Annotated in this window: 11 protein-coding genes and 1 pseudogene; 4 read left to right on the forward strand and 8 right to left on the reverse strand. The window is 66.7% G+C overall.

What is annotated here, in order from left to right; all coding sequences use genetic code 11:
- Positions 1 to 134: 134 nt before the first annotated feature.
- Complete coding sequence (locus tag ACIBTM_RS27750) at positions 135 to 719, reverse strand: TetR/AcrR family transcriptional regulator (RefSeq protein WP_395880078.1); 585 nt, start codon at positions 717 to 719, stop codon at positions 135 to 137.
- Positions 720 to 1,415: 696 nt separating this feature from the next.
- Here ACIBTM_RS27750 and ACIBTM_RS27755 point away from each other — a divergent pair.
- A complete protein-coding gene (locus ACIBTM_RS27755) occupies positions 1,416 to 2,189 on the forward strand; it encodes a DNA-binding response regulator (protein WP_395880079.1) in 774 nt (257 codons plus the stop codon).
- A gap of 55 nt (positions 2,190 to 2,244) precedes the next feature.
- On the opposite strand, the gene ACIBTM_RS27760 is transcribed toward ACIBTM_RS27755, so the two are convergent.
- Positions 2,245 to 2,550 (reverse strand): hypothetical protein, encoded by a 306-nt coding sequence (locus ACIBTM_RS27760; protein WP_395880080.1) that lies wholly within the window; start codon positions 2,548 to 2,550, stop codon positions 2,245 to 2,247.
- 173 nt (positions 2,551 to 2,723) lie between these two features.
- Between ACIBTM_RS27760 and ACIBTM_RS27765 the strand changes: the two genes are divergently transcribed.
- Entirely contained in the window at positions 2,724 to 3,995 is a 1,272-nt protein-coding gene (locus ACIBTM_RS27765) for a lipopolysaccharide biosynthesis protein (protein WP_395880081.1), read from the forward strand.
- Between the two features lie 49 nt (positions 3,996 to 4,044).
- On the opposite strand, the pseudogene ACIBTM_RS27770 reads toward ACIBTM_RS27765, so the two are convergent.
- Positions 4,045 to 4,637: pseudogene (locus tag ACIBTM_RS27770) on the reverse strand (response regulator).
- Between the two features lie 152 nt (positions 4,638 to 4,789).
- On the opposite strand from ACIBTM_RS27770, the gene ACIBTM_RS27775 reads away from it, so the two are divergent.
- Entirely contained in the window at positions 4,790 to 5,797 is a 1,008-nt protein-coding gene (locus ACIBTM_RS27775) for an Acg family FMN-binding oxidoreductase (RefSeq protein WP_395880082.1), read from the forward strand.
- Between the two features lie 329 nt (positions 5,798 to 6,126).
- The gene (locus tag ACIBTM_RS27780; protein ID WP_395880083.1) at positions 6,127 to 6,615 is read left to right on the forward strand and encodes a pyridoxamine 5'-phosphate oxidase family protein; all 489 of its coding nucleotides are present in this window, start codon (positions 6,127 to 6,129) and stop codon (positions 6,613 to 6,615) included.
- On the opposite strand, the gene ACIBTM_RS27785 is transcribed toward ACIBTM_RS27780, so the two are convergent.
- The 5 genes from ACIBTM_RS27785 to ACIBTM_RS27805 all read right to left on the reverse strand — a co-directional run bounded on the left by ACIBTM_RS27785 (position 6,553) and on the right by ACIBTM_RS27805 (position 11,879).
- Positions 6,553 to 7,473: a carbamate kinase gene (locus ACIBTM_RS27785; protein ID WP_395880084.1), complete on the reverse strand. Its 921-nt coding sequence runs from the start codon at positions 7,471 to 7,473 to the stop codon at positions 6,553 to 6,555. The two genes, ACIBTM_RS27780 and ACIBTM_RS27785, sit on opposite strands and share 63 nt — an antisense overlap.
- A 2-nt stretch (positions 7,474 to 7,475) precedes the next feature.
- Positions 7,476 to 8,477 (reverse strand): ornithine carbamoyltransferase, encoded by a 1,002-nt coding sequence (argF, locus tag ACIBTM_RS27790; protein WP_395880085.1) that lies wholly within the window; start codon positions 8,475 to 8,477, stop codon positions 7,476 to 7,478.
- Between the two features lie 11 nt (positions 8,478 to 8,488).
- Positions 8,489 to 9,709: an arginine deiminase gene (locus ACIBTM_RS27795; protein WP_395880086.1), complete on the reverse strand. Its 1,221-nt coding sequence runs from the start codon at positions 9,707 to 9,709 to the stop codon at positions 8,489 to 8,491.
- Positions 9,706 to 11,109: an APC family permease gene (locus ACIBTM_RS27800; protein WP_395880087.1), complete on the reverse strand. Its 1,404-nt coding sequence runs from the start codon at positions 11,107 to 11,109 to the stop codon at positions 9,706 to 9,708. The genes ACIBTM_RS27795 and ACIBTM_RS27800 overlap by 4 nt, the downstream gene beginning before the upstream one ends.
- A 194-nt stretch (positions 11,110 to 11,303) precedes the next feature.
- Positions 11,304 to 11,879, reverse strand: a complete 576-nt coding sequence (locus tag ACIBTM_RS27805) for a dihydrofolate reductase family protein (protein WP_395880088.1) — start codon at positions 11,877 to 11,879, stop codon at positions 11,304 to 11,306.
- Positions 11,880 to 12,034 lie beyond the last annotated feature (155 nt).

A 12,034-nucleotide genomic window follows, 5' to 3' on the forward strand; every position in this document is an offset into this window, starting at 1 on the left:
TGCTGTCGGCCTCGTGGCCTGGATCGACGATAGGCATCACTGGCTCCTCGACTTGGCAGGTAGTGCGGCCAACCTTAACAGTCCGACCGAACGGTCGGACTTAATTCGTGATCTGTTTCACGGGACAGCTCCGGTCAGCGGAGTGGAAGGAGCGCGGGGTCGACACTGAGCTCGCGTAGTCGTCGGAGCACCGCCATCCGGGCGCGGGCGAAGGTGGCGTCCGGCTCGAGCAGTCGGGACTGGGCTGCGGAGGCGGCGCCGAGCGCCTCGATCTCGTAGGCGAGCAGCTCGGGGTCGGTGTCCCTGCGCAGCTCGCCGCGTGTAACCGCGTCCGTCGTCAATGTGTACAGGAAGCGTCCCCATGCGGTGGCAAGCTCGATCAGGCGGTCGCGCACCGCTCCTGGCTGTGCGCCGAACTCTTGCTGGATGGCGGCGAAAAAACAGCCCCCGGAATCGACCTCTTCGGTCAGATAGGCGAGCCGTGCCTCGTGTAGCGCCCACAGTCGGCGCGTACCACGTGGGGCGCGTAGCGCCGGCCGCACCACGCGGTCGAGCCAGATGTCCTTGGCCCGGTCCACGACGGCCAGCTGTAGATGTTCTTTCGACGGCCAGTGCGTGAACAGTCCCGATTTGCTGACCCCTAGCTCGTTGGCCAGCCTGCCGAGCGACAGTCCATTCAAACCCTCGACGGAAGTGAGCTGGACGGCGGTGTCGAGCACGGTCGCGCGAGTCCGCGCACCACGTGCACGGCGCTGATCGACCCGACCTTCAGTCGTTTGCATACGCCCATCCTACCCAAGAGTACGACCGATCGGACGGGAGGTTTGAGTGGCGTGTTGGGTTGATCATGAGGAAGGCTTCCGTGTGGAGACCTGCGACACGGCCACCGGCGAAAGCCAACGGCGCGACCAGTCGGTCGTTTGCTGTCCGCGGCACGGCACCCGTGACTTTTTCACCCGGCCCGAGGAGCTAACTCACTGGCGGCACCGGGGAAACGGAGCCGATACTCGCTATCGGCTCCGGGATTCCGGTGGCCTGTCCTCGCTGCACGACCCGCTCGAGGGGGACGGATCGCGTAGCGAGGACGCGGGTGCGGGGTGCCGATTCTCGGGGTGGCACCCCGCACTCGCAGGACCACCATCACCGATTGCATCGACCGTGAGTCGGTTCTCCGGCTTGTGCGGGCTGATCGCCCGGAATCGTTGAGAGCACGCCAGGCCGGCGCCTGGTCACGCAGAAGGGAGGACGTCTGTGGAGAGGTTCCTCGGCGCTTTGATCGTCAGCAGTGTCCATGCCTGCCGCTTGCGGGCCCGCGTGACTCCCGCGTGAGGAAGCATCGTTCCATTCTTTGGTGATTCATGAATCGAGCTTTATGGAAAGCAGATTCAACGAGGTCTTGCGTGAAAGAGGTTTCCATGTCCGCGAGCGTGACGGCGCCCGTGCCGATGGCCGGTACCGATGAGATGGGTGGCGGTGTGGTGGTGATCGGATGTGACGAGGTATTCAGCGCCGGGCTCAAGGTGGTCATCGAAGAGCGTTCCGAACTGACCGCGGTGACAGCCCCGGTTTCGCGTACGGGGTCGCCCTCGGGGATTCGCGACCTCGCTCCCCGCGTCGTGTTGTTGGACGGCAGCATGGTGGGTGACGGTGAGATCGTCGAGAGGCTGGTGGATGGACACGGCGACGAGGCTCCGGAGGTGCTGTTGCTGACCGAATCCGGCGACTTGGAAGTCACCTTGATCGGTCTGAGAGCTGGAGCGCGGGGAGCATTGGACAAACACGCCGCTGCCGACGAAATCGCCGCGGCGGTTCGTTCGGTGGCGAATCGTGAGCCCGTTGTCACCCTGCCTGTCCTGCGGAGGCTGATCGAAGCCTACGCGGGCATTCCCCCGTATCGTGAGCAGCTTCCCCGCTTCCTCGCGGTGCTGACCTCTCGGGAAACCGAGGTACTGCGGGCGGTCGCCACAGGCATGAGTAACGCCCGAATCGCGAGTAGACTGTTCATTGGTGAGTCCACGGTGAAGACCCATCTGAACCGCGCGATGGCGAAATTGGGAATCTCCAGCCGCGCCGGTGTTGTCACCCTGGCCTATGAGAGCGGCCTCGTGGCCCCAGGCGGTCCGGGTGGGATGGATATGCGGAGCTTGATCCCACCCGGACCGTGCGTGTCTGCCGAGGCCTACCGGTGAACTGCCTCCTCGGAGAGGACTTCGAAAAGTCCGTCGCCGATTCTCGCGTTTCAGGTCACGGACGACATGGGCCCTGAAGCTGTGTGACGGTGACTTTCTGCGCCCCGGCCCAGCCGAGGTAGATCTCCTGGCCCGGGCGCAGGCACTGGGTCTCGGAGAACGCCTGACTGCCGTAGGGCTGGTGGTCGACTCGGATCAGTCCGGTGCCGCCGCAGTTATGGTAGTAGTACCCGCCGGCCCAGTTGGTGTAAAGGCCGCACTGCTGCGCGGCCATTGGTGCCGCTTCGGCGGGTTGCGCCAGCAGAGCGCCGGTCGCCGCGATTCCCGCGGTCAGCGTCGCGAGTGCGAATTTGGACTTCATGAATACAGGCCCCCTCGAATCGTTACAGGTTTTGTTGCTTTGTCCTGAGGAGAAACGTATTTATCCGGGATTTCTTTGTCGTCCAACGCTTGCGGTATCTTGTGAGTGGACCGAGGCGGCAGTGTTGTTACGTCGGTGACGCTGAAATTGAATTCAGGTAGAAGGAGCGGGAATTGCGGTCGAGTTCGACGTTCACCAGGCTTGCCGGAACCTTGGGCACCGTGGGAAGTTCGGTGTTCGTGTCCGCGGGGATCGGTTATGCGTTGATCACCCTCAGCGGGAAGGTCCTGACACCTGCCGAAAGTGTGACCTTCCTGGGATTCTGGGGTGTGCTGATGGGGGTTGCCAGCGCTCTTTCCCCGATCGAGCAGGAGCTGTCCCGGCAGGCCGCGCTCGCCTCGACGTCAGGTACCCCGCTCGGCGGAGCCGCGGTCCGCGTGTTCGCCGTGGTGGCGTCGACCGCGCTCCTGGTCGGCATCTCCCTGCTGGTCCCTGCTGTGAACCACCGGCTGTTCGGCGACCACTACGGCCTGGGCGTGCTGGCGGCCGCCGGTATCGTCACGTTGCCGGCCTTGTACGCGGCAAGAGGGATCTTCGCGGGCAGGAACGAGTTTCGCCCCTACTCTTGCCTGGTTCTGTCGGAGTCCGCGATCAGGCTCGCCTTGTTCTTGGGCTTCGCCTGGCTGGGGGCGGCCAGGCTCGTCCCGCTCGCGGTGGCGGTGACTGCGGGCTTTCTGGCATGGGTTCCGTTCGGCCGCCGGGTCCCGAGGCTGGTCGACACCCGAGTGACAGCGGAGCCATGGGGACCCGTGGTACGGCGGATGTCCGCGCTGATGGTCGCCGCCGCCCTGACCGCCAGCGTCATCACGGGGTTCCCGGCGGTCGTGAAGTGGGTGGTTTCGGCAGAAGACAGCACCGCTCTCGCCGGAGTGTTCCTCGCCGTCACACTCGTGAGGTCACCACTGTTGCTCTTACTCGCCCCCGTGCAGAGCCTGGCCGTCCCCGGTTTCGTGCGCGTGCTGGCCGGCGATGCCGGTACCCGGAGGATCCGGCGGCTCCTGGTCCTCGGCTGCCTCGTCACGACACTGGTCGCGGTACTGGCGGGCATCGGCGCGTTCTTTCTCGGCCCCTGGCTGTTTCACCTGCTGTACCAGGACAAATACCAGGTGACCGGCTGGATGATGGCCAGCCTCGGGTGGTCGGGTGTCCTGCTCGGGGCGACGATGCTGGTCGCTGCCATCCTGGTCGCGAGCGGGAAGACGGGACAGGTCCTCGTCGCGTGGGCCGTGGTCGCCCTCGCCGGCCCGGCACTGCTGAGTATGGCCCCCGGCGACTTGGCGACCCGGCTGGCAGCGAGCCTCGCGTTGGCCCCGACAGCGGGCCTCGCGGTGGCCGTGACGTTCGTGCTCGCCTCCGGACGTGGAGCCAAGGGAAGCACCGATTGAGACCGAGCGCGGGGACCTGGGAAGGTCCGGCGGAATCCGGCTATGCGGATCACCGGAGCGGTCGACACGCTGGTCGGGCCGGAGTTACGGGAATCGCTGAGCAACGCGGTCCGGCATTCCGGCGCCCGACCGGATCAAGGTCAGCGTGGAGGCCGAGTTTGGCGAGGATGCGGGAGACGTGGTTCTTCACGGTTTTTTCGGCGAGGAACATGCGTTTGCCGATCTCGCGGTTGGTCAGGCCTTCGCCGATCAGTTCGAAGACCGTGCGTTCCTGGTCGGAGAGGTCGGTGGTGGGGTCGGCGCGGTCGCGTTCGCGGCGGATGCCTGTGTGAGGACGAAGCCGGATGCTCCGGCCATGATCGCGGTGAACAGCGCTTCGTCGTCGGCGTAGGACGTGAGCATCAGGCAGCGCAGATTCTGCTGGGTGGACAGTAGCTCCCGGCACAGTTCGATGCCGTTGCCGTCGGGGAGCCGGACGTCCAGCACCGCGATGTTCGCGTCGCTCTTCGGAATTCGAGCGAGGGCTTCGGAAACCGAGGCCGCTTCACCGGCCACCGTGATGTCCGGTTCGTTGCCGAGGAGGTCGGCGAGTCCTCGACGGACGATCTCGTGGTCATCGACCGGAAACACCTTGGTCGTCATGCTGTTTCCTCTCGCTGCGTGATAACCCGCCCGGCGCGGCCGTCACACCGTCGCGGGTACTTGGTCCTGGTGATCCGAGTCCTCCGAATCTGCTGCCGGTCCGCCGCGGCGGCACATCGTGGAGGTACGTGAAGGGGTATGAGAGGACTGAAATGGCCGGACGAAGGCCGACGGAGCGCTGGTCGCCCGCGGAACTCGAGGTGCTGGCGGGGGCGGTGCTGCGCGCGCCGTCGGTGCACAACATCCAGCCGTGGCGGCTGAACTTCGAGGAAGGCCTGCTCGTCCTCGTCGAGCGCCGGGAGCTGGAGCTTCCCGAGCACGACCCGCACGGCCGCGATCGCCTCATGTCGTGTGGTGCCGCACTGGCCAATCTGGAACTCGCCATCCGGGTGCTCGGCCACCGGACGTACACCGCGGAGTTCCCCGATCCGGACCGGCCCGAAGTGGTGGCCGCCGTCGAACCGGACGGGCCGCTGCACCCCTCGGTCGCGGAGGTGAACCGCTACTCCGCGATCAAGCGGCGGCACAGCCATCGCCGTCGTTTTTCGGGACGCTCGCTGAGCAGGCATCAGATCGTGGACCTCCGGGACAGTGCGGCGGTCGAAAGTGTCCAGGCCAGGCCGGTCCTCGACGAGATCGAGCTCACCAGGGTGGCCGATCTGCTCGAGTTCGCCGCCGAGGCCCATCAGCATGACCAGGGTTATCAGCGGGAGCTGGCCTTGTGGACGGCCCGGGACGAGGGCCAGCGCAACGGCGTCGGCCTGGCCGCGAGCGTGCGTTCGGCAGGCTCGCTGCCGTGGGCGGGGCTGGTGCGCGAGTCGACGGCTCTGCCCGATCGTGAGGTTCTCAAGCGCAGGCTGGCCGAGGAGACATTGCTGGCGTTCGTCACCGACGGAGATACCCGGCACGATCATCTCCGGGCCGGGCGGGCGTTGCAGCTGACCTGGCTCGACGCGGTCCATCAGGGACTCGTCGGGTCGGTCCTGACACAGCCACTGCATCTGCCGGAGGTGCGTGCCGGCCTGTCCGATGACTTGGAGCTTTCCGGTTTCCTCCAGGCACTCATGCGATTCGGCTTTCCCTCCGGCGACGTGCCGCATTCCCCGCGGCGCTCGATCGACGAACTGCTCGGCACCGGGTTCCGGGGTGTTGCGTTGTAGCGAGGTGACCGGGGCTGCCGGGCTGGTCCCTCGGGCACGCGGCCTGGTTCGGGACGGTCGCTTCGACGCGCTCCATGGTCAAGACGAACGCCATGACCAGCAGCGGGGTCAGCAGTGCCATCCACATGATCGTGAGGTACCCGGTACGGTCTCGGTTCAACCCGTCGACGCCCGGTATCCGTTGGCCTGGAAGCTGCGACTACCAGCACGGCCCTTTCCCGCCACGCGCCGATGGGCCTCGTTGACCGGGACCTCCGGCCCTGACCGGCGGCGCGAACCGGCGGTCATGCTCGAAAGTGCTTGTTCGTCATCGTCTTCAGGGAGTCATCGTGGCGGATCGACAACAGCCGGAGGTCTTGGACCGCGAGCAGTGCCTTGGCCTCCTGCGGACAGTGCGGGTGGGGCGGCTGGTCTTCGTCGAAGACTGCTTGCCGGCGGTGCAGCCGGTCAACTTCCGCTTGAAGGGGGACCACGTCGTGATTCGGGTCGCCGGCGGGGCGAAACTGGCCGCCGCGACCGGCAACACCGTGGTGGCCTTCCAAGCCGACGAACTCGAGCCCGATCTGCGGACCGGATGGAGTGTGACCGTCGTCGGCCACGCGAACCTGATCACGGACGTCACCGAACTCGTGGACGTGTCCGGAACATGGCTGGAGCCTTGGGTCGACGGCCGCCGCGAGCATTTCATCCGGATCCAGGCGGAGAAGGTGACCGGTCGACGTCTGCGTACGCCGGTGACCACCACCGCCCACCGTTCACACCTTGCCACCGGGTGTGATGACGGTACCTTCGGTGCCTCGCAGCATCGCGACGGGTGAGTCGAGGGCGCCGATGGCGGCGGTGTTGCCGGTGAGTTCGACGAAGCGGCAGGCGGCGTCGACCTTCGGGCCCATCGAACCGGCCGGGAAATCGCGGGACCGCAGCCGGGCCGGTGTGGTGTGGTGGATCGGAGTGGCGTGCGGGGTGCCGTAGCCGTCGATGACCGCGGGCACGTCGGTGAGCAGCAGCAGCGCGTCGGCGTCCAGGGCTTCGGCGAGCAGGGCGGCGGTCTGGTCCTTGTCGACGACGGCTTCGACACCCCGCAACCGCCCCGTGTGTTCGTCCCGTACCACGGGAACACCGCCCCCTCCGGCACAGACCACGATCGTCCCGGCCTCGACGAGCGCGCGGATCACCGGGGTCTCCACCACGCGCTCCGGTCTTGGCGAAGGGACGACCCGGCGCCAGGACGAGCCGTCCCGGCGGACGGTCCAGGCACGTTCGGCGGCCAGCGTGGCGGATTGCTCCTCGGTGTAGACCGGGCCGACGAACTTGGTGGGATCGCCGAACGCGGGATCGGCGACGGAGACGAGTGTCTGCGTCATCAGCGTGGCGACCTGCTTACCGGGTACGACGTTCCGCAGCGCCTGGCCGAGCAGGTAGCCGATCATGCCCTGGGTCTGCGCGCCGAGGACGTCGAGTGGGTACGGCCGCGTCAGGACGGGGTCCGCCGCGCTTTCCAGGGCCAGCATGCCGACCTGGGGGCCGTTGCCGTGGGTGAGCACGACTTCGTGCTCGGTGGCGAGCTCCGCGAGGGCTTCGGCGGCGGCGAGCACGTTGACCTGCTGGAGGTCGGCGTCCGGCCGTTCACCGCGGCGCAGCAGGGCATTGCCGCCCAGTGCCACAAGAATCCGCATGATCAGCTCCCCAGTGTGGCGACCAGGATCGCCTTGATGGTGTGCATCCGGTTCTCCGCCTGTTCGAACACCAGCGATGCCGGGGATTCGAAGACTTCGTCGGTGACCTCGACACCGTCCAATCCGAACTCCTTGAACGCTTCGGCCCCGACCTCGGTCTCGCGGTCGTGCAGCGCGGGCAGGCAGTGCAGGAACCGGACGCCGGGGTTGCCGGTGGCGCTGAGCGTCTTCGCCGTGACCTGATACGGCGCCAGCAGCTCGACCCGCTCGTGCCAGGTGCCGGCGGGTTCGCCCATGGACACCCAGACATCGGTGTAGACGAAGTCCGCGCCCGCCACGGCCTCGTCGACGTCGTCGGTGACGGTGATCCTGGCGCCACTGATCGCACCTTCCCGGCAGCAGGCCGCCTGGTGCTCCTCATCGGGCCAGAGCGCGTGCGGTCCGGCCAGCCGGACGTCCATGCCGAGTTTGGCGCCCATCGCGAGCAGGGATCGGGCGACGTTGTTGCGAGTGTCGCCGAGGTAGCAGAAAGCGATCTCAGACAATGGTTTCGTGCTGTGCTCGCGCATGGTGAACACGTCGCACAGTGACTGCGTCGGATGACTCGCCGCGGTGAGTCCATTGTAGACAGGCACGCCGGAGTGCCGGGCCAGTTCTTCGACGGTGGCCTGATCGTGGCCGCGGTATTCGATCCCGTCGTACATGCGGCCGAGTACGCGAGCGGTGTCGCGGGCGGATTCCTTGTGTCCCAAGTGGGCGTCCTGGGGGCCGAGGTAGGTCGTGGTCGCTCCTTCCTCGGCGGCGGCGACCTCGAACGCGCATCGGGTCCGGGTGGAGGCCTTCTCGAAGATGAGCGCCAAATGCTTGCCCACCAGCCGGTTCTGCGCGATTCCCGCGTAGGCCGCGGACTTGAGCTGGGCGGCGAGGTCGAGCAGGAAGACGAGTTCTTCCCTGGTGAAGTCGAGTTCGGTGAGGTAGCTGCGGTTGCGCAGGTTGAAGGCCATCGGGGATCCGTTCAGCTCGGGTCGCGGTCGATCGGGCAGGTCATGCAGCGCGGGCCGCCACGGCCCCGTCCCAGTTCGCTTCCGGCGATGGTGACGACTTCGATGCCGTGCTTGCGCAGCATGGTGTTGGTGGCGACGTTGCGTTCGTAGCCGAGGACGACCCCCGGTGCGACGGCGAGGTAGTTCGTACCGTCGTCCCATTGCTCCCGTTCGGCGGCCCGGATGTCCTCGTCGGTGCTGAGCAGGGTGACTTCGGGGACTTTCAGGACTTCGGCGAGGGTGCGCCAGAGGTCGTCGTTGGCGTTCACGCTCAAAGCGGAGGGCGCTTCGCCCGCGGTGATGGTCCAGCTGCGGGCGCCGCGGTCGAAGTAGGGGTAGACCACGAAGGTGGCACGGTCGACCATGCTCATCACCGTGTCCAGATGCATCGTGGCGTGCGAGTGCGGGAGATCCACGGCGACGACGGTGTGTGCCTGTCCGGTCGAGAACAACGCCTTGGCAAGGATTTCCACGGCCATGGGGGGGGTGCGCTCGCCCATTCCGATGAGGACGGCGCCCCCGCCGAGGACGTGCACGTCGCCGCCTTCGATCGTGGCGGGCTGGTGACTGACGTCGTCGTCACCGTAGTAGGTGTGGAAACCGGCCCCGGCGAACATCGGGTGGTACCGGTAGATGGCCCGGGTGTGCAGGGATTCGCGTTGCCGGGCGGGTTTCGCCATCGGGTTGATCGAGACACCGCCGTACACCCAGCAGGAATCGTCACGCTGGAACAGATGATTGGGCAATGGCGGGAGGACGAAGTCGTCGGCGGCGAGGGTGTCCCATCGGAGACTCTGCGCTCGCAGCGGCCGTAGGTCGGCTTTGAGGACTCCGCCCACCAGGTACTCGGCCAGGTTTTCCCCGTCCAGGTCGTCGAACAGGGAGCGCAGCGGCGTGGCCAGCGCAGGGCCGAGGATTTCGGGCGTGCACACCCGATCCAGCACGAAGGCCCGGCCCTCGGGCAGCGCGAGCGTTTCCGCCAGCAGCTGACCGTAGTAGTGCACGCGGACGCCTTTGTCCCGCAGGGCTTCGGCGAACGCGTCGTGTTCCTGTTTCGCCTGCTTTGCCCAGAGGATGTCGTCGAACAGCAGCTCGCCGATGTTGCGTGGGGTCAGCCGGGTGAGCTCAAGGCCGGGACGGTGCACGATGGCCTGCCGCAACTGGCCGACCTCCGAATGAACGGCGAACGTCATGACTGCTCCTGTGTTCCGGACGACGGCTCGGCGCTCGTGCCGTACTCCTTGCGCTGGGATTTCATCCAGACGTAGACGGGAATGCCGAGGAAGAAGGCGAACACGCCGTAGTACACCGCCTGGTAACCGCTGCCTGCCAGTGCCCAGAAGCTGAAGAGCAGTGCGAAGGCGGTCACGACCAGATCGCGGATCAGATGCGGCAAGTTCAGCGCGCGGCCCCGGACGATGAGCCAGTAGAGATGTGCGGCGGCGGAGTGCAGGTAAGGGATCACCGCGGTGAAGACGGCCAGCAGTACCACATTGGTGAACACGGACTGGAAGTTCCAGTAGCCGATCGCGGTGAGCACCGACGCCAGTACGGTGGCGGCCACGATGCCGAAGACGGGGATCTCCTTCTTGCTCAGCTTGGCGAACTGCGTCGGGAACAGCCGGTCACGGGCGGCGGCCATCGGCATTTCGGCGCAGACCAACGTCCAGCCGTTCAGGCAGCCGAGCCCGGAGACGATCGCCACCACGGCCATGGCCTGCCCGGCCCAGCTCGCCCCGAAGATGGCGGTGGCCGAATCGGAGAACGGTGAGGTGGAGTCGATCAGCGCCTGCTGTCCGACCGTGCCGAGAACCGTGACGGTCCCCAGGACGTAGACGACGGCGCAGACGAGGGTGCCGAGTACGGTCGCCCGGGACACGTTGCGCCGCGGGTCGCGGACGCGTCCGGCGGCCACGGAGGCGGTCTCCAGCCCGAGGTAGCTGAACAGGGCGATCGCGGCCGCCGCGGAGACGGCGCCCACCCACGACAGTCCGCTGGGATTGAACGAACCGAGGTTGTCGGCCTTGATGAAGAACAGCCCGATGGTCGCCATGAACACCAGTGGCACGAATTTGAGGATCGTGGTGACGATCTGGAACCACGCGAGGTTCCGGACTCCGGAGATGTTGATGGCGGCGGGCAGCCACAGGCCGACCAACGCTATGGCGATCGACCACCACGGGTTGTGCTCGGTGTTGACGAACACTTCCACGTAGCCGACCCAGGCGACCACGATGCCGGCGTTGCCCACCCAGGCAGTCAGCCAATAGGCCCAGGCGGTGACGAACCCGCCGAAATCGCCGAAGGCGTCCCGTGCGTACAAATACGGCCCGCCCGAGCCCGGCACACGTTTGTTGAGCCAACCGAACACCAGCCCCAGAGCCAAGGCGCCGATCGTGACCAAGGCGAAGGCCAGGAGACTCGACAGGCCGTATGGTGCCAGAGACGACGGCAGGGCGAACACGCCCGTTCCGATGATCGAACCGACCACCAACGCCGTCGCGGTCGGCAAGCCGAACCGGTTCGAGAACTCCTTGCCGCTCGCCGGGAGCGCGGCTCGGTCGGGCTCTCCCGGTTGTTCCTGTTGTGCCATCGGTCTTTCCGATCTTTCGTTCGTAGTCCCAGATGAAGGATCTACGTTCGATACGGCGGTGCCATGGGGCTTAGGTCCGAGTCTTGCGGGCCATTCGGTGGTATGCCCCCGAGCGCCCGGGCAAGATGCACGCGCGAAGAAGGCGGACGGCACGTCCCCGTGCCGTCCGCCGCATTTGATTCCGTGGGGGCCGCTTATGGGTGGACTATGCGGTATCGCAGGTGTGTGACGTCGCGGCCTTCGAGCCGCCGGACGGGCTCCAGTTCGATGTGGCCGAGTCCGGTCGGCTCGAACAACCGCCGTCCGTCGCCGAGCAGCACGGGGACGAGGTGCAGTTCGAGTTCGTCGAGCTGGCCTGCTGCCAGCAGAGCCCGTGCCGCACCCGCACCGTGGACCAGCACGGCTCGATCTCCCGCCGCTTCCCGGGCCTCGTCGGCACACGCGTTGACGTCGGTGTAGAACTTCGCGCTGCCCGGTGGCTCGTCGGCCGGGTCGATGGTGTGGGTGAGCACGTGGATCGGCACGCCGTCGTGGTGGTCGCCGTTCCAACGGCCGGCCAGCTCGAACGTGCGGCGTCCGGATATCACGGCGCCGGTCGAACCGGCCTCGGCGTACACCTGCCCGTTGACTCCCTCGGACATCCGGTCGTCGAGCCAATTGAACAGCCGCCCTCCGCCGCGGCCGAGTTCCTGACCCGGCCGGTCGTCCGGTCCGGTGATGTACCCGTCGACCGACATGGACATGTACAGCCGCAGTGGTGTCCTACGCATCCTGAATACCCTTCCTCTGGCCAGTCGGTGTGGCGTGCGGGCCACCGGACACGTTCGGTCCGTCGACTGTCCGCCGCTCTCACCCGTACGTCGATCGCGCGGCGCCGGATTCGACAACAGGTCCGAAGAACTCAGGGCAGTCATGTCGGGGGAGA

Origin of the sequence: Amycolatopsis sp. NPDC049868, from assembly GCF_044461365.1 — a bacterium.
Lineage (GTDB): Bacteria > Actinomycetota > Actinomycetes > Mycobacteriales > Pseudonocardiaceae > Amycolatopsis.